Source organism: Streptomyces sp. NPDC004609, assembly GCF_042873655.1.
Lineage (GTDB): Bacteria > Actinomycetota > Actinomycetes > Streptomycetales > Streptomycetaceae > Streptomyces.
This window is the reverse complement of record NZ_JBIALS010000001.1, coordinates 325,685-349,339: the sequence shown is the minus strand read 5'-3', so window position 1 is coordinate 349,339 and position 23,655 is coordinate 325,685. Positions and strand designations below refer to the sequence as shown.

Genomic DNA, 23,655 nt, shown 5'->3' with positions numbered 1-23,655 from the left:
TTGGCGGCTATGTCCCGTTACGTCCTGCGGAGGGCGCGAGGGGTGGCTTTCCCGGGAGCCGCTTTGTATCATCCTTAAACAAAGTGGCTCCGCCCGTCTCCCTGACCGGTGGGCGGAGCCGCTCTTGTGCTTCTTCCCGCGCCAACGCCCTGGAGTACGCCGATGCCGGAAAGCACCCTGACCGCCCGGGCCCTTCTCCTCGACATGGACGGCACACTCGTCGACTCGGACGCGGTGGTCGAGCGCTGCTGGCGGGAGTGGGCGCTGGAGCACGGCCTCGACCCCGAGGAGACGCTCAAGGTCGTCCACGGACGGCAGGGGTACGCGACGATGGCGGCGCTGCTGCCGGACCGGCCCATGGAGCAGAACCACGCGGACAACGCGGTGATGCTCGCGCGGGAGACGGCCGACATCGAGGGCGTGGTCCCGGTGGCGGGGGCACCCGCCTTCATGGCCGCGCTGGCGGAACTGCCGCACGCGCTGGTGACCTCGGCCGACGAGGCGCTCGCCCGGGCCCGGATGCGGGCCGCGGGCCTGCCGATGCCGGGTGTCCGCGTCACGGCGGAGTCCGTCGGCGCGAGCAAGCCCGACCCGGAGGGCTTTCTGAAGGGGGCCGCGGAGCTGGGGTTCACCCCGGCGGACTGTGTGGCCTTCGAGGACTCCGAGGCGGGGATCGCGGCGGCGCGGTCCGCGGGCATGCGGGTGGTCGGCGTCGGCCCCCGCGCCTCCCGGCTCGCCCCGGACCTCCATGTCGAGGACCTCACGGCGCTGGAGCTGACGATCACCGGGGTTCACGTCCGCCTCCGCGCCCGTACCCCGTGACCCTGCCGCCGCCCCGGCGAGCGGGCCCCTCGCGCCTCGATCACCGGCGGGGCTGCCCCTTCCCGCCTTACCCCCGGGCGCGGGCGCCCGGGGGTAAGGCGGGAACCCGCACCGGGCGAGCGCCCGCCCCCGGTCCCTAGCCCAGCGCCTCGTAGAGGCTGAATCCCGCCAGGACCAGCATCAGCGCCGCCGCCACCTTGGTGATCAGCTTCAGCGGTACGTACTTCATCAGCGTCCGGCCGCCGACGATGCCGATGCCCGCGACCGCCCAGAGCGCCAGGACCGCGCCGATGCCGACCGAGACGGGGTTGTCGTACCGGGCGGCGAGGTTCGCCGTCATGATCTGGGTGAGGTCGCCGAACTCCGCGACCAGGATGAGCATGAAGCCTGCCCCGGAGACCTTCCAGAAGGACTGGTCGGCGGGCGCCTTGATGTTCTCCTCGCCGTCGTCGCTCTTGCGCAGGAGCAGCACGAGCGCGCCCGCGAGGAACAGCACGCCCACCACCGCCTGCACCAGCCGGTGCGGCAGCAGGGTCAGGACACTGCCGGCCGCGATCGCGAGCGCCACATGCACCGCGAAGGCCGCCGCGACCCCCACGAAGACATAGGAGGCGCGGTAGCGCGTGCCGAGCATCAGACCGGCGAGCGCCGTCTTGTCGGGGAGTTCGGCGAGAAAGACGACGCCGAAGGTGATCGCCATGATGGTGAAGCTGATCACGGGTGGGATTCCTCAATCGGTCGGGCTGCCCGTACCGAGAGACCGCGAGACTGAAAAGGGGTCGCTTCGGCACGGCAGCGTCATGACAACAGGACACTGCGGCCGAAGGTCTCGCTGGCGGGCACCCGGCTCATGGGCCTCGGCGGCTCATGGGCGCGGAACTCCGCCTCCGGGCGCCGGCCGGGCACGAGGCCCAGCAGTATGTCGACGGTCCGGCGAAGAGCTACTCCCCTTCTGCTCCGTTCAGGGTACGCGACGCCCGGCCCGGCCCACTGCGACGTACGCCACACCGGAGCCCGGGCCCCGCACCCGCACCGCACCCGCCCGCACCGCACCCGCCCGTACCAGCCCAAAGAACCCGCGCACCGCACCCGCCGGGAACATCCGCGCCCCGGACCGGCCCGGAGCACTCCCGCCACGGCCCGGCCCGGCGCCTCGTACTCCGGCCCCGCCCCCGCTCCGGACCGCCCCTCAGGGCTCCCGGTACAGCCGCCCCCGCGCCACCAGCTCCAGCACCACCGCGACCGCCACCGCCTGCACGGCCATCAGCGCCACCAGGACGAACAGCTGAATTGCTCCGGCCAGCAGCGGTGACGCCCCGCCGAGGAGCATGCCGACGAAGGCGCCCGGAAGCGTGACGAGCCCCACCGTCCTCGTCTGGTCGAGGCCCGGCAGCAGCGCGTCCGCCGCCGAGACCCGGGCGACCTCCAGCCGGGCGTCGCGGTCGAGCAGCCCGAGGGCCATGCCGGCCTCCACCTCCCCGTGCCGCAGCTTCAGCTCGTCGAGTGCCCGCCGCCCCGCGAGCACGGTCGCGGTGAGCGCGCCGCCGATGAGGATTCCGGCGACGGGGACGAGCGCGATGCCCTTGAGCGGTACGAGCCCGGTGAGCAGCAGCGCGGCGAGAACGGGGAACACCCCGGCGGCGATGGGCGCCGAGGCCCACCACCAGGTCCGGTTGCGGGTGATGCGGCGCCCCGCGGTGCGTACCGCCACCGCGTACATCAGCAGCACGAACCCGAGCAGCAGCGGCAGCGCGTGGACCACCCAGCCGATGACCAGGGAGACGGCGGCGAGCTGGACCGCGGCCCGTACGCCCGCGACGACGATCTCGCGGGAGCGCCCCAGCCGGGCGACGGCGGTCACGGTCGCCGCGGCGGCCAGGAGAACGGCCAGGACCGCCCCGAACGTGACATTGACGGTCAGCAGCACCCGTCAACCCTACGACGCCCGGGGGCGGGTGCCGTTCCGTCAGATCGGGCCGCCCAGCCCTTGATATGACGTGTCCATGACGTCACTCTGTTACCCGGCGCCCGCCCCGCACCATGCCGCGCGCCCGGCACGGCCGCGCCCCGCCGGCCGGACCCTCACACCCAAGGAGTTGTCATGCCCACGATCTACGCGCGTCACGACCGCCGGATACCGCGTACGCGCCGTATCCGCCGCACCACCGTCCTCACCCTGGCCGCCGCCGTCGCCGCGACCGGATTCCTCGCCACCGCGCCCGCCGCCCAGGCCGCCCCGCCCACCCCCGTTAGCGCGGCCACCGCCCGGCTCTACCTCGGACAGCTCACCGTGCGCGCCGAGGGCTCCTCCAGCGGCTACAGCCGCGCTCTCTTCCCCCACTGGACCACCCAGTACGGCGCGTGCAACACCCGGGAGGTCGTCCTCCACCGCGACGGCAGGAACGTCGTCCAGAACGCCTCCTGCGCCGCGACCGGCGGCACCTGGTACTCGGAGTACGACGGCGCGACCTGGTCCGCGGCCTCCGACGTGGACATCGACCACGTCGTCGCGCTCGCCGAGGCATGGCGCTCGGGCGCCAGCGGCTGGACCACGGCCCGGCGCCAGGCGTTCGCCAACGACCTCACCCGCCCGCAGCTGATCGCCGTCACCGACCGTGTGAACCAGGCCAAGAGCGACCTGGACCCGGCCGAGTGGCTGCCGCCGCGCCCGTCGTACCGCTGCGTCTACGCCCGGATGTGGGTCCAGGTGAAGCACCACTACGGCCTGACCGTGGACACCGCGGAGAAGAACGCGCTCACCTCCGTGCTCGGCGGCTGCTGAGCCCCGCTCCCCGCCTGCGGCCGGACGGGTTCCGGCGGACGCGCGCCGGAACCTGTCCGTACCCCCCGGTCGTTCCGTACCGTACGGGGCGACTGGCGCCCGACCCGGCGACAGGCCCTTGAGGAGGACGGACTATGGCCGCCACGGCACGGCTTCGCCTGGGACCGCTGCTGCGGTACGTGGACTGGGAGACGGGAGGCACCGCGACCGTGTGGGTCGAGGTCGACCGGCCGTGCGCGGTCGAGGTCCGGTGCGCGGACGGAGCCGGCGGTTCCGCGCCCACCTTCACCGTCGCCGGACACCACTACGCCCTGGTGACGGTGACCGGCCTGACACCCGGCACGACCACCGCGTACGAAGTCCTGCTCGGCGCCGACCGGGTGTGGCCGGTCGACGGCTCCCGCTTCCCCGCGTCCACGATCACCGCGCCCGAGGTCCCCTCACCGGGGGTCACCGTCTCCTTCGGCTCCTGCCGCTGGGCCGCCCCGCCCCTCGACGAGCACGACCCGATCGGCCCGGACGCCCTCGACACCCTCGCCGCACGGCTCGCCGCCGACCCGGCCGCCGCCCGCCCCGATGTACTGCTCCTCCTCGGCGACCAGGTGTACGCGGACGAGACGTCCAAGGCGACCCGGGCGTGGATCGCGGGGCGCCGCGATCTGAGCGAGCCGCCCGGCCCGGACGTGGCGGACTACGAGGAGTACACCCGGCTCTACTACGAGTCCTGGCTCGACCCCGAGGTGCGCTGGCTGCTGTCCACCGTCCCCAGCTGCATGATCTTCGACGACCACGATCTGATCGACGACTGGAACACCAGCGAGTCCTGGCGGGCCGAGATGCGGGCCCTGCCCTGGTGGGAGGAGCGGGTCCTCGGCGGACTCATGTCGTACTGGGTCCACCAGCACCTGGGCAACCTCTCCCCCGCCGCGCTCGCGGCGGACCCGGTCTTCACGGCCGTGCGGACCTCTCCCGACGGTACGGGCGCGCTGCGGGAGTTCGCCGCCCGCGCGGACGCCGATCCCGCCTTCACACGCTGGAGCTACCGCCGTGACTTCGGCCGGACCCGGCTGCTGATGGTCGACACCCGCGCCGCCCGGGTGCTCGACGAGCAGCACCGCTCGATGCTGGACGCGCACGAGGCGCGCTGGGTGCGCGACCAGGCCCTGGACGCCCCCGGGACGTACGACCACCTCCTCATCGGCACCTCGCTGCCCTGGCTGCTGCCGCCCCTGATCCACGACGCGGAGAGCTGGAACGCGGCGCTGAGCCGCGGCGAGCGCGGCCCGCGCTGGGCCCGTTTCGGGGAGAAGGTGCGCAGACGCGCCGATCTGGAGCACTGGGCGGCCTTCCCCGACTCCTTCGAGGCGCTGACCCGGCTGATCGCGGAGGCGGGCACCGGCGAAGGCGCCCCGGCGACCGTCTGCGTCCTGTCGGGGGACGTCCATCACGCGTACGTCGCCGAGCCGGACTGGCGCGGCGCGGGAGAGCCGGACTCCCGGGTGCTGCAACTGACCTGCTCCCCCGTGCACAACTCCATTCCGCGCTCGATCCAGTGGGGCTTCCGCTTCGGCTGGAGCCGTACGGGACGCCGGCTCGGCCATCTGCTGGCACGCCACGGCCGCACGGGCAGACCGTCGGTGCACTGGGACCGGACGGGCGGCCCCTGGTTCGGCAACCATCTGATGACCCTGTCCCTGCGCGGGCGCTCGGCGACCCTGCGGCTGGACCAGGCGCGGGCGGAGGAGGACGGGGTGCGCCTGGTGACCGCGGACGCCCGGGAACTGACCGCTTCGCGGACGCCCGCACGGTCCGAACGGGAGTGAGATCCCCGGCCGGAAGCGTGCCGGTGGGAGTGTCGGCGCGAGATCCGGAACCCGGTAACCGGAATGCGGATCCGGAATGAGAGTCGGATGAGAATCCGACCACAGACGGATGTTGAACTTGTAAGCAAAGTGAGGGATACCTAACTTGGGGCTCACCACGTCCCCACACGTAGGAGTCCCCCCATGGCCAACACCTCGTTGACCTCCCGATTGGACCGCTCCCAGCCATACGTTCTCGGACTGTTCCGCATCGTCGTCGGACTGCTGTTCGCCTGTCACGGAGCGGCCTCCCTGTTCGGCGTCCTCGGCGGCGCGCACGGCGGCGGCACCGTCGAGACCGGAACCTGGCCCGACTGGTACGCGGCGGTGATCCAGCTCGTCGGCGGCGGACTGGTGCTGCTGGGCATCGGCACCCGCACCGCGGCCTTCGTGGCCTCCGGTTCGATGGCGTACGCGTACTTCAAGGTCCACCAGCCCGAGGGCCTGTTCCCCCTCCAGAACAGCGGTGAGGCGGCCGCGATCTTCTGCTGGGCCTTCCTGCTGCTGATCTTCACCGGACCGGGCGCTCTCGCGCTGGACCGGGTGTTCGCGCAGGACGAGCGCACCGCCGACGAGCAGGAGCGGGCGGGCTCGGCGCTCACCGCGTAACCTCCCGCCCCGAGGCGCCACGGAGCCTCCGCTCTCTGCTCCCTGTTCCCTGTTCCTGGGCGTCGCCGAGTGCCCGGATCCCCCGCGGGATCCGGGCACTTGCCATGGTCGTCACGGCAACTCCCCGGTGCCGCCCGAGCGCTTCACGCGGCCGTCCTGCCCGAGTGACGTCGGCGCGACCGGACGACGGGGGCTCCCGGGCGGGGGACGGCCGGGCGGTGCGCGGCCCTTCCGGACAGAGGGGATGACCGCAACACCGGCGACCCCCCGGTGACCTCACGGCAAACCTCACGCGTACGCTGTACAGCTGACAGTGCCGTGTTCACCGCACACCGACCGACTTCACCGTCACGGCATTGTTCATTCAACGGGGCAACGGGGAGAGTTCAAGGTGCTGGAGAGTCTGGGGTCGCTGACCGGCAGCCCTTGGATCTACGCGGTGGTGGCGCTCTCCGTCCTGCTCGACGTCTTTCTGCCGGTCCTGCCGAGCGGGGTCCTGGTGATCACGGCGGCGACCGCCGCCGCCGCGGGCACGACCACCGCCTCCACCGTCGCGGGCCAGGTCCCGCGCGAGGTGCCCTCGCTGCTGATCCTCATTCTGTGCGCGGCCACCGCGTCCGTGCTCGGCGATCTGGTCGCCTACCGGCTGGCCCGGCGCGGCGGCGACCGCTTCGACCGCGCGATCGCCCGCTCCCGCCGGCTCACCAGGGCGCAGGACCGTCTCGGCACGGCGCTGAGCCGAGGCGGCGGCGCGCTCGTCGTGATCGCCCGTTTCGCCCCGGCCGGCCGTTCGGTGGTCTCCCTGGGCGCGGGAGCGTCCCAGCGCAAGGTGAAGGAATTCCTGCCGTGGTCCGCGGTGGCGGGTCTGGTCTGGGCGGGCTACAGCGTCAGCCTCGGCTACTTCGGCGGCCAGTGGCTGGGCGCGACCTGGGTCGGCGCGGCCGTCTCCGTCCTGGCGCTGTTCGGCGCGGGCGCGCTGGCGGCGTACGTGATGCGCCGCCGCCACACGCCGCGCCCCGCGGCCTCTACGGCCGAGCGGGTCTGACCGCCCGCGCGGCTCCCCTGATCTCCAGGCCGTCGAGGAGCTTCCGGGTGGCCTCGGCGATCTCGTCCACGGCCTGGTCGAACACCTCCTGATTGTGCGTGGCGGGCGCCCGGAAACCGGACACCTTGCGCACGTACTGGAGGGCGGCGGCCCGGATGTCCTCCTCGGTGGCCTCTTCGGGGAGTACGGGCGGGCGAAGGGTCTTGATGCTGCGGCACATGTGTTCCAGTGTGCCTCGCGCTCGCGGCGCAGGCTCAGGAATCGGCTGGGCCGCCCGCCGCGCGTGGACCGGTGCCGGGGTCGGGGTCGGGGTCGGGGGCGGGGTCGGGGTGCGTGCCGGAAAGGCCGGTTCCGGTGTCCGTGGTGCTCACCGTCCGGAGAACCGGCTGACGTACCGCCGCTGCCAGGGGGTCTCGACCGCCCGGCGGTGGTAGCCCCGCCGTACGTACTCCACCGCCCGGTCGGGCGGTACCCCGTCGAGCACGGCGACGCAGGCCAGCGCCGTTCCGGTACGCCCGCGACCGCCCCCGCAGGCGATCTCCACGCGCTCGTGGGCCGCCCGGTCCCATGCCCGGCGCAGGCTCTCGGCGGCCCGCACCCGGTCCGCCGGGAGCCGGAAGTCGGGCCAGCGCACCCAGTCGCTGTCCCAGGGGACCTCCGGGGGCTCCTTGCCCAGCAGATAGACGCCGAGGGCAGGCACCAACCCCTCCGGCAGAGGCCGTCTGAGTCCGCGTCCCCGGATGAGGCGCCCCGAAGGCAGCCGCAGTACGTCTGTCGCGTCCGGATCCCATGTCGTCTCCCTCATGGGCGAGACGATAGACCGCGCGGCGGGCGGCGGAGGAATCACCGGGAAATGGGCGCCCGATGCGACTCCCGGGGGCCGCGGGCCCGGTGGATTTCCCGATGGATGTCCCGGTGTTACGGCCCCTGATAAGGAACCGGTGCCGGAAGGTGCCGGTGCCGGAAGGCCCTGGACCGGGCGGGAATGAGGTCCGGCCGAGTCCGGGCTCCGGGCTCCGGGCTCCGGGCTCCGGGCTCCGGGCTCCGGGCTCCGGGCTCCGGGCTCCGGGCTCCGGCTTCAGTGGATCGTACGGTCTCCGCCGCCCGTCACGTCCCCGGCATCGACCTCCGCGAGTGTGCCGAGGACGACGGGGATCGAGTTCTCGTCCCCGGGGTCGGCCGGGTCGAACCAGACGACCGCGTCATCCCCCGCGCGCGGGACCCGGGTCCGGTCGAAGAGCCCGGTCCTGGTGACCCAGCGGTCCGTACCCTCGTGGTCCGTGAACCGCACCACGAAGCGGATACGCGGCATGTTGCCGATCTCCACACCGGTCCCGGCCGCCTCGGTGACCACCCCCGGGGCTCGTACCCCCGTCTCGACGACCGCCCGTGCGCGCGCCGCCCGGCGGCCCTCCGCACGGTCGGCACGGACCGCGAAGGCGATCCGGAGCACGACGAACAGCGCCAGCAGCGCGGGCACCCAGTACTGCGACGTCCACGCGCCCCAGGCCCCCGCGCCCCAGGGCGCGCCACGCTGCCCGGTGGCGTCCACGAAGGTCCCCGGCCCGGGGGCGGCCACCCAGAGGGAACGGGCGCCGAGGAACAGCCCCAGCGCCGCGCTCGACGTGGCGACGGCCGACGAGATCGCCGACTGCACGCGGAGTCCGAGCCGGCCGACCGTCCCCGCCCGCAGTCCGACCCCCATCAGCGGCCCCACGACGACGCCGGTGAAGAGCGCCCAGAGGAACCCCGGGGTGTCATTGGCGGGTTGGGTGTCGGCGGTGAGGTACGCCGTACCGACGGGGTAGGCCATCGCGTCGGCGAGCCCGAACCCGAACAGCCACCAGGCCGCCGCGTACAGCCCCGGCCCGACGATCGCCCCGAACCCGGCCCGCCCGGACCCGCTCGCCCCCTGCTCCCCGCGACGCCGCTCGGCGGCCGGGTCGACCGTACTCATCCGCTCCCCCGTCACGTATCCGATCGTCGAACAGTAAGGGAGAGGAGGGGGGATGGTAAGGGGAGAAATCCCCGGGCGGCGGAACGACCGCGGATGCGACGATGGCACGGCTCCCCTCGGCCCCGAACCCTCCCGGGAGTCGCACCCCGAACATCCCCGAAAGGACCCCCGCCCGGTGATCCTCGGCGACACAGCGTCCGTAGCCCCGCGTTCTTCCTCGTTCCCGCGCTGTCCCGCGGACCCGTACCGCCCTCCGCTCCCGGACCGTTCTCCGGCCCCGGGCCCCACCGGCCCCGCTCCCGAGCAGACGCGGTCATGACGAGGCCCGCGGTGGGTACGGCACCGCACCGATGCGCCGAGTGCGGTGGATACGCCTCCAGCGGTGCGCCGGCCTGCGTCACCTGCCGGGAACTGGTCGACGCCGTCGTGGAGGAGGAGTGGGGGTCGTTCCTGGACCGCTGGGACATCGGCCCGGACGACCACGGCCAGGCCGCCGAACTCGCCGTGATGGTCACCGAGGAACCCGACCGCCACGACTGGCGCGTCGTGGACGCGGCCCTGGACCGGCTGGTCTGCGGCGACTGCGGAGGACGCCTCAGCCGCGGCCCGGTCGGCTGCGCGCGCTGCGATCTCGCCCACGGCTTCCGCTACCAGGCGGTCGAGACCGACCGGCCGGGCGTCCCCCCGGGCAACGAGCACGCGGTCCGGGTCAATGTGTCCGTCGTGCGCCGCCCCCAGATCACCTCGCCCGGCGAACTCCTCGTCCGCCGCATGATTTTGCCCGCGTTGCTGGCGGGCGCGCTGCCGACGAAGCAGGAGGCCCAGCGGCTGGCGGCGCTGATCAGAAGCAGCCCCGCATCGCAGCGGACGGCCATCATGGAGAAGGCGGTGGAGGAGCTGCTCCGGGGGTGAGCGGCCCGCCGCGGCACGCCGCTCCGGTGGAACGCCGGACGCCGTAGAGCCGCAAGGCCCGTCTCCCACGCTCATCGGACCGGCCCCGCGCCCGGCCCCGCGCTCGTCGGACCGGGCCCGCGCCCCGATCCCGTACGGCGCCGGCACAAGGCTGCCCGTTCGTACTGCCGGCCCATGCCGCGGTCCTCCCCTGCGACGGGGCCTCGGGCAGCCGCCGGTATCCATACGACTGAGTGGATACCGGACATGTGAGCTAAGTGGTGGATTTCACGGTCGATACGTGGTGATTACGCAATGACATGGCATTCGCGGGATGTCGGGCCCCGATGATTGATCACCGGACTCGGCGATGAGGATGAGGGTGACCGCACCATGACGACACCCACCGGGGGAGAGATCCCGGTCGACTGGATCTGCATCCGCGACACCATTCGGGTCAACGACGCGCTGCGGGCGGAAATCCAGAAAGAACTCGACCATTACGAGATCTCGCCCACCGCCCGCCTGGCGCTCGTCGCCCGCGAGATCGTCCACGACGACGGCTATGTGCTCACCGGCCTGACCGGGCATCCGCTGCTCCTGGTCGCCGAGACCTACCGGGGCAACGGCGGCGGCGTGGACTCCAGCGGCCGGCCCGGAGCGGACGGACCGAGCGGCATGGCCGGAAAGCCGGGCCAGGGGCAGTCGGGCCGGGCCGGCGGGCCGGGCGGCCCCGGCGGGAACGGGCAGCCCGGCGGGCCCGCCTCGGACATCACGGTGGTCGCCCAGAACCTCACCGGCCTGCGGCTGATCGCCCGTGGCGGTCCGGGCGGCGCCGGGGGCACCGGCGGCACCGGCGGGAACGGCCACAAACCGCGGCCCAAGCCCAACAAGCCGGACGTCCCCTGGGGGGACCCGGGCCCGGGCGGCCCGGGCGGTCCAGGCGGCAACGGAGCGGTCGGCGGCCCGGCGGCGCGTCTGCGGGTGGAGACGGTCACCCACTCCGGTCTCTCCTTCGACGCCGCCGGCGGCGCGGCGGGCGGAGCCGGCCCCGGCGGCCGGGGCGGCCGGTACGGCGGGGCCGGCGAACCGGGCGGCCCCGACGGCCCGTCCGGCGCCCTTGGCCCCGCACCGGGCGACTCCGTCGACTTCACGCTCCTCACGTTCACCGCCGACGACTGGTGGGCCCTGGTCCGCACCCGCCTCGGCGCCCGCGCACGGGAGTGGGCGGACTACCGCACCACCGTCGGTGAGTACTTCTTCCGCGTCCACTACCCGGGCGACCCGCAGCGCAAGGGCCACCGGGACACGGCCGACCACGAGTTCGGCCGCGCGCTCGTCCTGTCGCCCGATCACGAGGAGGCGTCCCGGCTCTCCCGTTACCTGTCCGCCGGGCTGGCCCCCGTCGGGCACCCCTACGACCTCGACATCCTCCCCGACTTCCCCCGGTTCGAAGGACTGGTGATCAACTACCAGACCGCCGTGCTGCAACTGCTCACCAACGCGGCGAACCTGCTGACGACCACGCTGATCGCGGAACAGGCGAAGGAGAGACTGGACGCGGACGTGGCGAGGCTGGCCCGGATGGGGGCCGCGCTCGCACTCGAAGCCGAGGCCGCCGAGACGGCGCTGAAGGCCGCCTACGGCCGGGCAAGGGTGATCCTGCTGCAGATCGGGGAGGCCCAGGCGGAGTTCTCCGCCATCCAGGAGCAGATCGCCCACAAACGTATGGAGTTCCCGCCCGGCAACGACCTCGGCCTGGTGGTCAACGTCGCCATCGCCGCCGCCCAGGTGGCCGCCGCGGTCGCCTCCGGGGGCGTGACCATCGTGGCGTCCCTGGCCCTGGCCGGCATGCTGGCGGCCTCCACGTCGTCGATGTCGCAGTTCTCCGCGACGACCGGGCGGTACACCGCGGACGGCACCTTCCCCGACGACTGGTGGACGGACAAGACCGATCCGGACAACCCGAAGATCGACGCCCGGATGAAGGAGCGGGTCGTCGCGCTGAAGGGGCTCGCCGCGCAGACCGGGACCGCCATCGACGCCACCCGCACGGTCTTCGAGCTCTTCGCGTCCAAGGTCGACGGCGAACTGGAGAACAAGGCGAAGGCGCTGATCATCAAACAGGTCGAACTGACCAGGGAGGCGGCGCTCCAGAAGCTGGAGGTCCAGCGGGCCACGCTGCTCAAGGCGGCCGCGGACATCCGTATCGCCTCCAACAAGGCGGACATCCGGGATCTGGAGAACCTCGGCGAGGACTGGGCCGGTGACATCGGCACGCTCGGCCGGACCGCGCGAACCCTGATCAAGCAGACCCAGAGCTACGTCGACGTACTGATCACGTACTCCTTCTACGCCCACCGGGCGCTGAACCTGTGGATGTTCCGGGAGCCGGACGCCGCCTTCGGCTTCGACATCGGCCGCCTGCACCCGGACGTCATCGCGAACACCTACCAGCCGGTCACCCGCGGCGACCAGGACCGGGACGCCCCGGTGGCCGCGCTGCTGAGCGGCTACGAGCAGTCCTGGGCCCGGATTCCCGAACTGGCCGATCTCGCCCGGAAGCACGAGGAGTACACCCGACTCCACCTCGACTACGACGTGCGCTACATCAGCGTCAAGGCGGCCGAGGTGCTGGACGCCCTGCGCGCGGGCCGAACGGCCACGTTCACCCTCGAATGGTCCGGCTTCCCGGAGAAGTGGACCGAACTGAAGGTGGACTACGTGCGCATCGGCCTGGTCGGCGCCACCGCCCGGACCCCGACCGTTTCCCTGCTCCTGGAGCACTCCGGCCGGGCGGACAACAAACGGCACGAAGACCACACGACACCGGTCAAGCTGTTCGCGCCGGCCCGGACGAGCACGGTCCCGGCCACCTTCGGCCGCGAGCAGCAGGACCCGCCCCGCGCCCAGCCGGCCTTCTGGGGCCGGAGCCCGGTGGCGACCTGGCGGGTCACCGTCGAAAAGCTGTCCGCAGAGCAGGGCGCGCTCGACCTGAGCGGGCTGACGGAGTTGTTCCTCACCGTCCCGTGCTGGTTCTACCGGCCGGTGGAATCGACGCCCGCGCAGCCGGTGGCCGAGCCCATGGCGCTGCGGGCCGACTTCGACGGCGACGGCAGGCCCGACGCGGCCCTCTGGCAGCCCGCCGACGGGACCTGGCGCATCGAACCGGCCTCGGGCGGCCCGGCCGTCACCGCGGCCTGGGGCCTGCCGGGGGACATCCCGGTGCCCGCCGACTACGACGGCGACGGCAAGGCGGAGCTTGCGGTGTTCCGCCCGTCCAACGGCAAGCTGTACGCCCGTACGGTATCCGGCCGGCCCGCTGGATACCTGTGGCGTACCGCGGACCACGAGCCGGCGCCGGCCGAGATCCGGGGGATGGACCTGCTGGCCGACGCCTTCCGGATCCGCGCCGCGGACCTGACGGCCGCCGGACGGCACACCGAGGCCGTCGCGGTCCAGCAGCAGGCCCGCGCCGCGTACCAGCAGCTCACCGAGTTGTCCGAGCGGTACCGGCGGAGCCTCGCTCAGACCCTGGTGGTCCTCGGGACGTACCTGATGAGAGCCGAGCGGCCCGACGAGGCGATCGAGGCGGGCCGGCAGGGAGTGGCCGAGTACCGCAGGGCACGGGACGCGGCACAGGTCGCCTGGGCGCTGGGCAACCTCGCGGCGGTCTACGACCAGGCACGCCGGTTCACGGACGCGGTGGAGACACAGGAGGAGGCCGTCGCGGCCTATCGGGCCCTGGCCGCGGAGAAGCCCGCCTTCCGGGGCGAGCTGGCGAAGTTGCTGGTGATTCTGGGCAGTTATCTGCTCCACGCGGGGCGGGCCTCCGACGCGGTGCAGGCCGTGCGCGAGGCGGTGGCGGACTACCGCGAGCTGGCCGGCCGGCCCGACCTGGCCTGGGCGCTGGGGAACCTCGCCACCTGTCTCCGGGCCGCGGGCCGGCCGGGCGAGGGCGCCGATGCCTGGGGCGAAGCACGCGGCATCTACCGGGGGCTGGCCGCCACGGACCCGGCCTACCGGCGGCTCCTCGCGCAGAGCGCCTACCGGCAGGCCACGATGCTGGTCGCGGCCGGCCGCCGCGCCGAGGCCGGGGAGCCTGCCGAGGAGGCGGTGACGCTGTACCGGGAACTGGCCGGGGCGAACCCGGGCCGGTACGCGCCGGAGCTGGAGGCCGCCGTGAAGCTCCGCGACTCGCTGGTGTCCCGGGGCTAGGGCGTGTATCGAAAGTCCCGCCTGGCCTGTGACGCCCAGCACGCACACTCGCTGCGTTGTCGGAATCGCCCAAGTACGTCCAGTACGAGGGCGACCCTCCGCCTTGCGATTGCACGCACCGGACGCCGCAGGCCCCGCCCTCCGGGCGGACGACGCTACTTTCGATACACGCCCTAGGGCGCTTGCCGGTGACCCGGTGTTCCGAAACGGCCGGTGGTGGTGTGGCGCGGGCGGGGCAGGTCAGGCCGCCTGCGGGTGGGTGTTCGCCGGGCCGGGTCGCCATCGGGGCGCGGACGCGGGCGTTGCCGTCGGGCGACGAGCGACGGCAGGCAGGCGGCGGCCGCATCGAGTTGATGCGCCCGCGCCACGGCGGCTCCGCCGGCACCGGGACTCCGCGCTCTGCCTCACCGGCGGCGAATCGTCCGAGGACACCGTCCTGCCCACCGGCAGCTGCGGCTTCCGGAGACCGCCTTGCACCGCGTCCGCAGTCTCCGCCCCGGGCGCCCGGCCGAACGCCCGGCACACCACCGGCTCCGGAGCCCGTCCCCGGAGAATGGCCGGAACCGACCGACCGCCAAGTGACCCGGTGCTACGGCTGGTTGCGGAACTGCCTCATCAGTTCGGCCCACACCAGCAGGCTGATCAACGGCGCCGCCGCCGCGAACAGCATGTTCACGCCGTCCTCGCCCGTGCTGCCCGACGCCCACAGACTCCACGCGAGCGCTGACAGCACCCCCACGACCGTCAGAATCCAGGACGACAGCTCCGCCCGATCGTCCACGATCGCCGCCGCCGTGCCGAGGCCGCCGCCGACGATCAGCCCCATGACCAGGACCGCACGGGTCCAGTCGGGGGCCCCGATGATCCCTTCGAGCACCGGTTTGGCATGGAGTTGGCGGTAGGTGATGAACAGGCTCCCGGCGTAGACGACCGCCAGCGTCGCCAGACTGAGTGCTCTCACCATCCGTCCCAGAGCACCACGTTGCGTTCCGGACATGAAGCATCCCCCCACGGAGCAACAAAGTCGGAGTCAGGTAGTTCCCGAAGGCTCTACAGAATGCCCGCCGACACCCGCCCCCGACAGGAAATCGTCAAAACTCGGCCGACCGTCCGGCGGTCCCGCTCGGCGGGCCGTTCCATGGCCCCGCCCGGGGGACGTCGCCACGGGCTTCCCCAGGGACCCGGACCTCCGTGGACCTCTCCGCAGGCTTCTCAGAGGCTCTCGGTGAGCTTCCCCCTGGCGCCCTCTCAGCGGACCGCCGAGCCCACCAGACCGGGGGCGTCGGCGGTGACCGGCGTACGCTCCAGAGGGCCGAGGCTGCGGTGGCCGTCCAGGGTGAGGTCGGTCATGAAGCGGGCGAGGACGTCGCTGAAGTCCCGGGGGCGTTCCAGGTGCATCACATGCCCCACGGACTTCATCTCGGCGAACACCGCGCCGGGGACGGTCGCCGCCAGCACACGGGCCTGTTCGGGCGGGCACAGCAGGTCGTGCTCACCGCTGACACACAGCGTCCGCACCCCCCGGATGCCGTCGGGGTGGTCGAAGGGATGGCGCAGCAGCCGTTCATTGGCCGCCGCGAAGCGCCTGATGTCCTGCGGTCCGGCCGAGGACAGCACCCTGCGCAGCACCTCGGCCGCGTTGTTGGGGTTCTCGCGCAGACAGGCCGGCTCGGCACAGGCCAGCAACTGCGGGGCCAGCCGGGCGAATTCCGCCGCACGCCCGGTGTACATCAGGCCGCTGACACTCTCCACGGCCCCTCGCACCTCGTCCGTCAGAAACGGAGTCGATCCCAGCAGCGCGAGCCGGGCCACACGACCGGGATTGCGGTGGGTGTAGCGGTAGGCGATGGCGGTGCCGTACGACACGGCGATGATGTTGACGCGGGGGATGCCGAGTTCGTCCAGCAGGTGGCCGAGGGCGTCGCCCATGAAGTCGAAGCCGTACTCGCCCGGCAGGTCATCGGCCGTGCCCTGCCCGGGGAGTTCGACGTTCACCAGCGTCCCGGCCGCCGCCCACGGCTTCTCCGAGCGGCGGTTGGAGTGCATGTTCTGGTACGCACCGCCCAGCACCACGATCGGCTCGGTGCGCGGACGCGGGTTCTCCACCACCCGGCAGGCGAAGCCGAAGCCCTGGTAGGAGGTCCGGTGAATGTACTCGACAGACATACGCGATCCCAGACGTGAGGGGGGTTCGGGGGAGCGATTGCCCCCCGCGCGCTACCAACGACGCCCCGACGCCCCCGGTCACCTGCCGCGGCGGCGGTTCCCCCGCCCGGCGTGCCCGCCCGCACCCGTGATTCCGCCGCCCGACCCCGGAATTCCGGTGCGCGACCCCCGTGTCCGCGGGGAACCTGTGTTCCGTGAGAGACACGACGCCCTACGACGACGACCGCGCTGCCTACTCCCGCCGGGCCCTGGCCCGGCTCGTCCTCTCCGACCGCGCCGCGGGCCTCGCCGACGCGGCGGCCGCACTGGTGGTCACCCGGTACGACCCGTACACCGGTCCCGGCGGCCGGGTGAGCGAGGCGGCCGCGTTGACCCGGTTCGCGGAACGACTGCTGGCCCAGGCCGTGGTGTACGAGCGGGAACGCGGCAGTTCCTGGGAGGAGATCGCCGCCCATCTGGACACCGGTGCCGAGGAGGCGGAGGAGGCGTACTCCCCCGAAATCGGCAGCTGGAACGGTGCGTTCGAGACCCCGTACCGGCTCGACCCGACCGGTCGCAAGCTCATCCCCCGGCTGCCCACCGCCGCCTACCACCCGCGTTCCGCCTGCGATCGCCTCGACCTCTGGGCGGATCTACGCCTCCGCTTCGACGACGCGCGCGCCGTGTCCGCCTGTCTGGACGCGGACTCCCCGGCGGAGCCCTCCACGGATCCCTCGCCGAGTTCCGCGCCCTCCTCCGTACGCGACGAACTCACCGGCCGGATACGGCGCCGGCACCTCGACGACTTCATCGAGCTGGTGACCTGGTACACGGGCGACGAGCCGGACGATTCCGCCCTCACCGCCGCGGCCCTCGCCCTGACCCCGGCCGACTCCGGCGCCAGCGAGCGCACCTACTCCCGTACCGTCTCCGGCGCGCTGCACTCCCTGACGATCCACCTGGCGACCACCGCGGAAACCGACACTCTGTCCGCCACGGTGACCGGTGCCCGGGCGCCCGACCTGCGTATCCGTGTGAACACCCTCCTGACGGCTTTCACTCCCATGGGCCGGGGCGGGCTGTGACGGTGGCGGCAGGGCGCGGTCGTTCACTGGGTGCTGAGGATGGATGACCGTGGCCAGGCGTCACATGGCTCGGCCACGGGCCGGGGAGAATTCTGGCGCACGTATTCCGCAGCAACCACTCCACGGTTCCCGTAAACGGCTCCCAGCACCACGCCGACCTGCGAGCTCACCGGCATCACAGAGACATCGGTTCCGGCCGGAACGAACCCCACCACGATCCCGAACCGGCATCAGCCCCCGTCAGGACAGACAGAAGCACCCCCGGCGCGCACCGAAGGTCCGCTGGTTCGCTGACCTGCGGTGCTCACAGCCGTCCGGGACGTACTCCCTCGTTCTGTCCCAGGTAAGTCCGGGCATCTTGAGGCGCGACGTGGGCGGACTGTGCCAGTTGCCTCAGGCGTCCGGCGTGGTGCGCATTCCGGCGAACATGATCGCCAGTGTCCGGTGCCGGAGGTCTTCGTCCCAGCCGCCGCTGAGAGCGCCGTGGCAAGCCGCGGTGGCCAGTGCGACGACGTCGGTGACGTCAATGTCCGGACGGATGGCGTCGGCTCGTTGGGCTTGGAAGAGGAGTGCTCGGAGGGCCTGTTCCAGGTCCTGGATCGGCTCGTCGGGCCGGACCTCGGTGCCCGTCTGCGCCAGCAGATCGACAACGGTCCTGGTCGCCGCTGCCCGCTCGACCAGGGAGGTGAAGAAGGTGAACAGGGCGGTGGCCGGGTCTCCGTCGGCGATCAGCGTGTCCGCCTGATCGGTCAGCCGCTGCTGGAGGTTCTTCATGATGGCCGTGAGCAGGTCGTTCTTGGTCGGGAAGTGCCGGAAGACGGTGCCGATCGCCACTCCGGCGCGAGCCGCGACCCCTTCCGTGGAAGCGGACGGACCCTTCTCCGCGAACACCGACTCGGCGGCGGCGAGGATGCGGGCCCGATTGCGCTGCGCGTCAGCGCGCAGCGGCCTGCGTTCTGGGTCCGCGGGTGAGCGGGGGTGCGTCATGGCGGCGTCGGCCCTCTCGTTGACAACCTGAGTGGTGACTCATGTTTTCTATCCTGAGTCACCACTCAGGTTATTCGACGCGCTGTCGAAGGGGATCGCCATGCCCGAGTCCGCCAGTGTCCCGCCGGCACTGAGCCCGCTGCAGGTGTTCGAGCGCTTCCGCGAGAACGTCCTTGCCGGGGCGGTTGGCCTCAGTGAAGACCTCTGTGCCGATGACGTCATCGTGGGTCTGCCGTTTGCCCCACCGGGAACGCCCGACCGGATCGTCGGCCGCGAGGAGGTCGCTGCGTTCACGGCAGCGGGCAGGAGTGCTCTACCCGTTCGGTTCGACGACTTCCGCGGCGTCACCGTCCATCAGACTGCCGACCCCGAGGTGATCGTCGCTGAATACGAGGTGGCGGGAAGGGTCACCACGACCGGCCGCAGCGCGACCGCCTCATTCGTTCTGGTGCTCCGGGTCCGGGACGGTCGCGTCGTGCACTGGCGCGAATACCAGGACGTCGCAGCCATTGCCCGAGCGCTCGCGGACGGGCACTGACATTCTCGCGCCACCTGTGTTTTCGGCTTCCGCCCCGCCTTCCCTGAGCTGGAGCGTTGCCACGACCACGAGAACGGAAGAGCTCAAGCGGCCGGAACCGCGGGGGTGGTTTCGAGGGGTGTGCTCATCCTGTCTCCCATCGCAGGGTCCGCCCGAACACTGCGTCCGGGCATAGGAAAGGCTCGCACCGGGAGCGGTACCGGCCTGGTTCAGGCGTTGCGGGTCAGGACTGCGAGCGTCGGCGGCGGACCTGCCGTTCCTCGCCGAGCGGGTATCCGGTATCCGGGTCCAGCCCGGACAGGCGGCGCGTCTCCTGGATGTACGCCCACTGCTCGGCGGGCGGCACGTCGTCGTCCTCGGGTTCGGCACCGTGGTGATCGAGGATCCACTGGCGCCGGAACGCGGAGATCGCACGGTTCTGAGCGGTCTTCTCAGGGCTGTGATTCACGGGTACTTCACTCCCTTCCTGGACGGCCCCATCATCATGCGCTTACCCAAACGTTGAGGGCGTGTACGAGCATGTGACGCCGGAGATGCGGCGGCACCGGTTGGACCGCCTGGAGGAGCGCTGGAGGCGCGGCCAGGCGGCCGGGCCCGATGGGGCCGGATAGTCCTTGCCGGAGTTGATCTCCTAAAAATCTCCTACACGATCACAGCGGAGCCCCCTACCGATCTTGGTAGGGGGCTCCGCTACTGGTCAACCGTGGTGGGCGCGGACGGTTTCGAACCGCCGACATCTGCTTTGTAAGTTCGTCCGGATGCCCGGCGTACAGGGGCGCCGCCCACTCCTGAGTCCGCTCCCGGACGCCTGAGACCGAGCCGGTTCACGGTCGTTGATGTCAGCTGTGGATGTCAGAACGGTGTTGCCTACCGGGTGATTCTGGCTGCCTGTAGCTTCGGTGTATGACTTCGGGCGCTGAGGGCGGAAGCGGGTTCACGGCGGAAGCGGCGGGGGCTGTACTCGCGCAGGCGTGCCGGGTGGCCGGGGTGGAGTCGACGGGTGCGGAGTTGCTGCGGTTGGGGTCAAACGCTGTGTACCGGCTGGGGGCTTCGCCGGTGATTGTGCGGATCGCGCGGGCCCGGGATGCGCTGCCCGATATGGAGCGGGCGGTACGTGTGGCCCGGTGGCTGGAGGTGGAGAGCTTTCCCGCGACTCGTGTGCTGCCCGGGGTGGAACAGCCGCTCGTCGTGGAAGGGCGGGTGGTGACGTTCTGGGTGAGTGCTCAGGACGGGACGGAGTACGCGGGGCTCGGGGAGCTGGGCGACATGCTGCGGCGGCTTCACTGGCTGGAGGAGCCGGATTCGCTGGGGCTGCCGTACTACGACCCGTTCGGTGAGATGTGGGGCTCCCTGCGGGACCTGTCAGGAAGTGTCGGCGAGGACGATCTCGCGTTCTTGGACGAGCGGGCCGGGCGGATCCAGAAGGAGTACGACCGTCTGGACTGGGTCCTCGACTTCGGGATGATCCACGGGGACTCCAATGTCGGCAACTCGATCCGGGACCGGCACGGCAAGCCCCTGCTGATCGACCTCGACGACTTCTCGCTGGGACAGCGGGAGTGGGATCTCGTGCTGACCTCGCTCTACTACGAGCGGTTCGGCTGGCATACCCGGACCGAGTACGAGTCGTTCGTCCGGTACTACGGCTTCGACCTGATGAACTGGCCGGGATACCCGGTCCTCGCCGATCTCCGCGAGCTGAAGATGACGCTGTGGCTGGGGCATCAGGTGTCCACTGATCCCCGGTCGGCCGAGGAGTTCGCGCGCCGGGTCCGGGCACTCAGGACGGGTGGCAGCCGGAAGGACTGGCGGCCCGTCTGACGGGCTTCAGGCGGTGGTGTGCTGCTCCGTCGCGAGCCAGAGGCGGTGTTCCGCTGCCTGCTCGTGGAAGTCGCGTACGGCGGCTGTCTGCGACGCCCGTGCGAGGTTGCGGCGGAACTCGGCGAGATAGCTGACGCACCGGGCCGACTTCAGTTGCTCGCCGAGATCGAGGGCGTCCGCCGCGACTCGGCAGGCTTCCTCCGGGTCTCCGGCGTGCATATGGGCGTCGGCGAGAACCATGGTGGCGAAGAAGTCACTCCGTACATGGCTGCCGCTCATGGCGTTCTCCCCGTGGGTGACGGCCTGGCGGGCACTGCTCGTATCGCGGAAGCAGTGGGCGGCCTCGGCGGCGAGTTCGACCTCGTCGAAATAGGTGATCCACTCCGGTTCGTCGTCGCTGTTCCGCCCCTCCAGTGCGCGGGTCGCATCCGCGAGAGCGACTTCGCAGGCGCAGGTGTCGTCGGTACGGGCGAGGGCGCGGGCCTCCATGGCGTGGAACTGGGCGAGGAGCGTCGGGGTCGCCACGCTGGTGATGCCCATGCGGGCGGCGCGGGCGAGGGTGGCCGCTTGCGTGAAGCGGCCGAGGAAGGTGGCCTGATGGCTCATGGCGGAGAGGATGCTCCCGGCAAGCCGCTTGTCCTCACCGTCCTGCGCGAGCCTGAGGGCTTGAACGAAGTACCGCTGGGCGAGGCCGTGATGGCAGGCGTCGTACGACATCCATCCGGCGAGGAGCGTGGCCTCGGCGACGGTCGAGAAGAGGGCGCGGCCTATGGCCTGGGTGTACCGGCCGGACAGCAGCGGGGCGACATCGCGACTGAGGTACTGGATCAGGCTCTGCCTTGCGTGATCTCCGCCGAACCGGTCGTCGAGCTGGGCGAACATGTCCGCCGTTGACTTGATCATTGCTACGTCCGCGAGCCCGACCCGTGGGCTGTCGCCACCCGGCTCGGCGGGGAAGGCTCCTTCGGGGGCGACGAGCCAGCGGAGCGAGGCTTCGTTCCACGCGGGTTCCGATGGCTCCGATGTGAGCAGGGGTTCGTAGCCGTCGAGGTCGGCGCGCCATAACCGGTCGACGGCGGTGAAGGCGGCTTCTGGAGTGTCGGGGTAACCCGCGTCCAGAAGGGAGGCGTCCGGTGCTGCTGCCGGGTGGGTGAGCCCGAGTTCGGCTGGGTCGAGTCCCAGTGCCTCGCACAGAAGCGGGCTGTAGAAGTCGTCCGGGACGCCGTGGCCGTTCTCCCAGCTCGCGATCCGGCGCTTCACGCTGGCGTCGGACGGCAGGGTCTGCCCCCGCCGGGCGGCTACGTTCCGCAGTTCCCGGATGAGCCGTGGCTGACTCCAACCCTTGGTGGTTCGCGCGTTGAGCAGTACCGCGCTGATCCGCTGTGTACTGGTCGTGGTCTCCGCCTCCCCCGGCTGGAGTTCCTGACAGGGGTCTTTACCGTCCCATGAAGCAGGGGGAGTTGGGGCATTCCCTTCCCACCCGCCTGGCGACATTCCCTCGATGTGGGGGTGACGAGCGGTGCCGGGCCGGCGGTTGCTCGTCACCCCTCGTCACCTGTCGTCATCTGCCCTGACCTGGTCCTTCGTCGCAAGGCTGGTCGTACGACGGCCCAACCGGTCGCCGTACGACCGACCGAGGTGAAACGACGTGCAGACGATGACGAGACGCGGCATCGAGTGGCTGTCCGCCGCCGCCGATGATCCGGCGACCTGCCGGGCCCGGTGGAAGGACGACCCCCGGGCGCCTCACACCTTCTCGACCGGGCGCCACTTCGATGTGGTGGCGGTCGACCAGCGGACGGGGATGGAGGTCTTCGATCAGCTCAGGCGGCGTGAGATGCCGCTCGGCCCGGCCATGGCGGACATGGGGGCCAGACAGGTCGGGTTCTTCCTCGCCCCGGGGTCCCGGCAGCGCTTCGAACGCGTTCTCGACAGGGAGACCGAGAACGGTCCCGTACCGGCCTTCAAGTACCTGGGCGCCGGATCCTGCGTCGTGGCACCCGGACCGCTGCCCCTGGCCGGAGACCGTTATCAGTGGCTCGCGGCTCCGGCGCACCGTCCGGAGGCTTCCCCGCTACGGGTCGTGGCCCTGGCCGTGATGCTCGTCGCCGCCGCCAGGCTGATCGAGCGGATCAACCGGTACGGCGAGCAGTACCCGACGCACGAAGCGGCGGCCCGCGAGGAGCTGGCGGAAGCACGGCCCGATGCAGGATGACTCCGCACGCTGGTCGCCTGCCGACAGTGAGTCCTGGTACGCCGCGCGCGATGCGACAGCGGCCCTGCGGGATGTCCTCGTCTCCGCCGGACTGGAGAAGGACTTCCCGTACCTCCAAGCGCAGATGAACGCCTTCGGACACGGCCTTGTCGAACTGGGCCGCGTATCGCCCGAAACGGCGGACCGCCTCGCGGCACTGCTCGACCGCGCGCTCTCGTGCGAATGGCCCGTCGATGCCGTGTGCCCCCGCCAAGCCGCCCCGATCATCGCCACCCCGGGTCAGGAGCGCGACGGATGACCGACCGCAGAGGCGTCATCAGGAGGCGCGCCGAAGACCTCCTGCCCGGGGTCGCGTACGTACGGGGCTGGTCGCACGCGCACAGCAGTGCCGGAGCCCTGGCGGACCGGCTGAAGGCGCTCGGCCTGGACGCGGACTTCCCCGGACTCAAAGCGGACGTGAACGTCGACGGCGACGGCCTGGTCTGCCTCGGAGCCGTACGCCCCGAAGCCGCCCAACTCCTCGCACAGGCCCTGATGACCGCCCTCGCCCTGGACATCGCCGACCAGGCAGCGCGCCCCGGCATCCGGCCCGCGCACCTTCCCACCTCACCCGACAAGACGCCCCGGCGGACCGCGTAGGACCGGTCCACCGGGGCTCGCCGACCAGCTTCTAGGGAG

23 protein-coding genes are annotated in these 23,655 nt (G+C 71.8%); 13 read left to right on the top strand and 10 right to left on the bottom strand.

Annotation, left to right across the window (positions count from 1 at the left end; all coding sequences use genetic code 11):
- Positions 1-162: 162 nt before the first annotated feature.
- On the top strand, positions 163-822 hold the full coding sequence (locus ACFYT4_RS01440) for an HAD-IA family hydrolase (RefSeq protein ID WP_389264088.1): 660 nt from the start codon (positions 163-165) through the stop codon (positions 820-822).
- 136 nt (positions 823-958) lie between these two features.
- Here the strand turns inward: ACFYT4_RS01440 and ACFYT4_RS01435 are convergent, their stop codons facing one another.
- Positions 959-1,540 (bottom strand): TMEM165/GDT1 family protein, encoded by a 582-nt coding sequence (locus ACFYT4_RS01435; protein ID WP_389264086.1) that lies wholly within the window; start codon positions 1,538-1,540, stop codon positions 959-961.
- A gap of 471 nt (positions 1,541-2,011) precedes the next feature.
- Positions 2,012-2,749 (bottom strand): ABC transporter permease, encoded by a 738-nt coding sequence (locus tag ACFYT4_RS01430; RefSeq protein WP_389264084.1) that lies wholly within the window; start codon positions 2,747-2,749, stop codon positions 2,012-2,014.
- Between the two features lie 174 nt (positions 2,750-2,923).
- Between ACFYT4_RS01430 and ACFYT4_RS01425 the strand changes: the two genes are divergently transcribed.
- The 4 genes from ACFYT4_RS01425 (at position 2,924) to ACFYT4_RS01410 (ending at position 7,120) form a co-directional block, all read left to right on the top strand.
- Positions 2,924-3,604: an HNH endonuclease family protein gene (locus ACFYT4_RS01425; RefSeq protein WP_389264082.1), complete on the top strand. Its 681-nt coding sequence runs from the start codon at positions 2,924-2,926 to the stop codon at positions 3,602-3,604.
- A gap of 134 nt (positions 3,605-3,738) precedes the next feature.
- Complete coding sequence (locus ACFYT4_RS01420; RefSeq protein WP_389264080.1) at positions 3,739-5,427, top strand: alkaline phosphatase D family protein; 1,689 nt, start codon at positions 3,739-3,741, stop codon at positions 5,425-5,427.
- Positions 5,428-5,610: 183 nt separating this feature from the next.
- The gene (locus ACFYT4_RS01415) at positions 5,611-6,075 is read left to right on the top strand and encodes a DoxX family protein (protein WP_389264078.1); all 465 of its coding nucleotides are present in this window, start codon (positions 5,611-5,613) and stop codon (positions 6,073-6,075) included.
- A gap of 391 nt (positions 6,076-6,466) precedes the next feature.
- Positions 6,467-7,120 carry a DedA family protein gene (locus tag ACFYT4_RS01410; protein ID WP_389264076.1) on the top strand — a complete coding sequence of 218 codons (654 nt, stop codon included), beginning with the start codon at positions 6,467-6,469 and terminating at the stop codon, positions 7,118-7,120.
- Here ACFYT4_RS01410 and ACFYT4_RS01405 read toward each other — a convergent pair.
- The 3 genes from ACFYT4_RS01405 to ACFYT4_RS01395 form a co-directional block, all read right to left on the bottom strand.
- Positions 7,101-7,340: a DUF2277 domain-containing protein gene (locus ACFYT4_RS01405; protein ID WP_389264074.1), complete on the bottom strand. Its 240-nt coding sequence runs from the start codon at positions 7,338-7,340 to the stop codon at positions 7,101-7,103. The two genes, ACFYT4_RS01410 and ACFYT4_RS01405, sit on opposite strands and share 20 nt — an antisense overlap.
- A 147-nt stretch (positions 7,341-7,487) precedes the next feature.
- Complete coding sequence (locus ACFYT4_RS01400; protein ID WP_389264072.1) at positions 7,488-7,925, bottom strand: protein phosphatase; 438 nt, start codon at positions 7,923-7,925, stop codon at positions 7,488-7,490.
- Between the two features lie 273 nt (positions 7,926-8,198).
- Positions 8,199-9,077 carry a DUF3592 domain-containing protein gene (locus ACFYT4_RS01395; protein ID WP_389264070.1) on the bottom strand — a complete coding sequence of 293 codons (879 nt, stop codon included), beginning with the start codon at positions 9,075-9,077 and terminating at the stop codon, positions 8,199-8,201.
- A 315-nt stretch (positions 9,078-9,392) separates the two neighbouring features.
- On the opposite strand from ACFYT4_RS01395, the gene ACFYT4_RS01390 reads away from it, so the two are divergent.
- Positions 9,393-9,989 (top strand): hypothetical protein, encoded by a 597-nt coding sequence (locus ACFYT4_RS01390; RefSeq protein WP_389264068.1) that lies wholly within the window; start codon positions 9,393-9,395, stop codon positions 9,987-9,989.
- A 372-nt stretch (positions 9,990-10,361) separates the two neighbouring features.
- Entirely contained in the window at positions 10,362-14,186 is a 3,825-nt protein-coding gene (locus ACFYT4_RS01385; protein ID WP_389264066.1) for a tetratricopeptide repeat protein, read from the top strand.
- A gap of 589 nt (positions 14,187-14,775) precedes the next feature.
- On the opposite strand, the gene ACFYT4_RS01380 is transcribed toward ACFYT4_RS01385, so the two are convergent.
- Both ACFYT4_RS01380 and ACFYT4_RS01375 read right to left on the bottom strand, forming a co-directional pair.
- The gene (locus ACFYT4_RS01380; RefSeq protein WP_389264064.1) at positions 14,776-15,150 is read right to left on the bottom strand and encodes a hypothetical protein; all 375 of its coding nucleotides are present in this window, start codon (positions 15,148-15,150) and stop codon (positions 14,776-14,778) included.
- Positions 15,151-15,434: 284 nt separating this feature from the next.
- A complete protein-coding gene (locus ACFYT4_RS01375) occupies positions 15,435-16,352 on the bottom strand; it encodes an alpha/beta fold hydrolase (RefSeq protein ID WP_389264062.1) in 918 nt (305 codons plus the stop codon).
- 194 nt (positions 16,353-16,546) lie between these two features.
- Between ACFYT4_RS01375 and ACFYT4_RS01370 the strand changes: the two genes are divergently transcribed.
- The gene (locus ACFYT4_RS01370) at positions 16,547-17,416 is read left to right on the top strand and encodes a hypothetical protein (protein WP_389264060.1); all 870 of its coding nucleotides are present in this window, start codon (positions 16,547-16,549) and stop codon (positions 17,414-17,416) included.
- A gap of 393 nt (positions 17,417-17,809) precedes the next feature.
- Here the strand turns inward: ACFYT4_RS01370 and ACFYT4_RS01365 are convergent, their stop codons facing one another.
- Positions 17,810-18,403 carry a TetR/AcrR family transcriptional regulator gene (locus ACFYT4_RS01365; RefSeq protein ID WP_389264058.1) on the bottom strand — a complete coding sequence of 198 codons (594 nt, stop codon included), beginning with the start codon at positions 18,401-18,403 and terminating at the stop codon, positions 17,810-17,812.
- 100 nt (positions 18,404-18,503) lie between these two features.
- Here ACFYT4_RS01365 and ACFYT4_RS01360 point away from each other — a divergent pair, with 100 nt between their 5' ends.
- Positions 18,504-18,941: a nuclear transport factor 2 family protein gene (locus tag ACFYT4_RS01360; protein ID WP_389264056.1), complete on the top strand. Its 438-nt coding sequence runs from the start codon at positions 18,504-18,506 to the stop codon at positions 18,939-18,941.
- Between the two features lie 223 nt (positions 18,942-19,164).
- Here ACFYT4_RS01360 and ACFYT4_RS01355 read toward each other — a convergent pair whose 3' ends face one another.
- Entirely contained in the window at positions 19,165-19,389 is a 225-nt protein-coding gene (locus ACFYT4_RS01355; RefSeq protein ID WP_389264054.1) for a hypothetical protein, read from the bottom strand.
- 455 nt (positions 19,390-19,844) lie between these two features.
- Between ACFYT4_RS01355 and ACFYT4_RS01350 the strand changes: the two genes are divergently transcribed.
- On the top strand, positions 19,845-20,762 hold the full coding sequence (locus ACFYT4_RS01350; protein ID WP_389264052.1) for a phosphotransferase family protein: 918 nt from the start codon (positions 19,845-19,847) through the stop codon (positions 20,760-20,762).
- Positions 20,763-20,768: 6 nt separating this feature from the next.
- Here ACFYT4_RS01350 and ACFYT4_RS01345 read toward each other — a convergent pair whose 3' ends face one another.
- A complete protein-coding gene (locus ACFYT4_RS01345; protein ID WP_389264050.1) occupies positions 20,769-22,022 on the bottom strand; it encodes a hypothetical protein in 1,254 nt (417 codons plus the stop codon).
- A 397-nt stretch (positions 22,023-22,419) separates the two neighbouring features.
- Between ACFYT4_RS01345 and ACFYT4_RS01340 the strand changes: the two genes are divergently transcribed.
- From ACFYT4_RS01340 to ACFYT4_RS01330, 3 genes are read left to right on the top strand one after another with little or no spacing between them, the layout of a single operon-like run.
- Positions 22,420-22,977: a bifunctional DNA primase/polymerase gene (locus tag ACFYT4_RS01340; protein ID WP_389264254.1), complete on the top strand. Its 558-nt coding sequence runs from the start codon at positions 22,420-22,422 to the stop codon at positions 22,975-22,977.
- On the top strand, positions 22,967-23,275 hold the full coding sequence (locus tag ACFYT4_RS01335; protein ID WP_389264048.1) for a hypothetical protein: 309 nt from the start codon (positions 22,967-22,969) through the stop codon (positions 23,273-23,275). Before ACFYT4_RS01340 ends, ACFYT4_RS01335 begins: the two co-directional genes overlap by 11 nt.
- Entirely contained in the window at positions 23,272-23,616 is a 345-nt protein-coding gene (locus ACFYT4_RS01330; RefSeq protein ID WP_389264046.1) for a hypothetical protein, read from the top strand. The genes ACFYT4_RS01335 and ACFYT4_RS01330 overlap by 4 nt, the downstream gene beginning before the upstream one ends.
- Positions 23,617-23,655 lie beyond the last annotated feature (39 nt).

Coding starts and splice junctions, on each gene's coding strand:
- ACFYT4_RS01440 (WP_389264088.1), top strand. CDS start 163: ATGCCGGAAAGCACCCTGACCGCCCGGGCCCTTCTCCTCGACATGGAC.
- ACFYT4_RS01425 (WP_389264082.1), top strand. CDS start 2,924: ATGCCCACGATCTACGCGCGTCACGACCGCCGGATACCGCGTACGCGC.
- ACFYT4_RS01420 (WP_389264080.1), top strand. CDS start 3,739: ATGGCCGCCACGGCACGGCTTCGCCTGGGACCGCTGCTGCGGTACGTG.
- ACFYT4_RS01415 (WP_389264078.1), top strand. CDS start 5,611: ATGGCCAACACCTCGTTGACCTCCCGATTGGACCGCTCCCAGCCATAC.
- ACFYT4_RS01405 (WP_389264074.1), bottom strand. CDS start 7,340: ATGTGCCGCAGCATCAAGACCCTTCGCCCGCCCGTACTCCCCGAAGAG.
- ACFYT4_RS01400 (WP_389264072.1), bottom strand. CDS start 7,925: ATGAGGGAGACGACATGGGATCCGGACGCGACAGACGTACTGCGGCTG.
- ACFYT4_RS01395 (WP_389264070.1), bottom strand. CDS start 9,077: ATGAGTACGGTCGACCCGGCCGCCGAGCGGCGTCGCGGGGAGCAGGGG.
- ACFYT4_RS01390 (WP_389264068.1), top strand. CDS start 9,393: ATGACGAGGCCCGCGGTGGGTACGGCACCGCACCGATGCGCCGAGTGC.
- ACFYT4_RS01385 (WP_389264066.1), top strand. CDS start 10,362: ATGACGACACCCACCGGGGGAGAGATCCCGGTCGACTGGATCTGCATC.
- ACFYT4_RS01380 (WP_389264064.1), bottom strand. CDS start 15,150: ATGGTGAGAGCACTCAGTCTGGCGACGCTGGCGGTCGTCTACGCCGGG.
- ACFYT4_RS01375 (WP_389264062.1), bottom strand. CDS start 16,352: ATGTCTGTCGAGTACATTCACCGGACCTCCTACCAGGGCTTCGGCTTC.
- ACFYT4_RS01365 (WP_389264058.1), bottom strand. CDS start 18,403: ATGACGCACCCCCGCTCACCCGCGGACCCAGAACGCAGGCCGCTGCGC.
- ACFYT4_RS01360 (WP_389264056.1), top strand. CDS start 18,504: ATGCCCGAGTCCGCCAGTGTCCCGCCGGCACTGAGCCCGCTGCAGGTG.
- ACFYT4_RS01350 (WP_389264052.1), top strand. CDS start 19,845: ATGACTTCGGGCGCTGAGGGCGGAAGCGGGTTCACGGCGGAAGCGGCG.
- ACFYT4_RS01340 (WP_389264254.1), top strand. CDS start 22,420: ATGACGAGACGCGGCATCGAGTGGCTGTCCGCCGCCGCCGATGATCCG.
- ACFYT4_RS01335 (WP_389264048.1), top strand. CDS start 22,967: ATGCAGGATGACTCCGCACGCTGGTCGCCTGCCGACAGTGAGTCCTGG.
- ACFYT4_RS01330 (WP_389264046.1), top strand. CDS start 23,272: ATGACCGACCGCAGAGGCGTCATCAGGAGGCGCGCCGAAGACCTCCTG.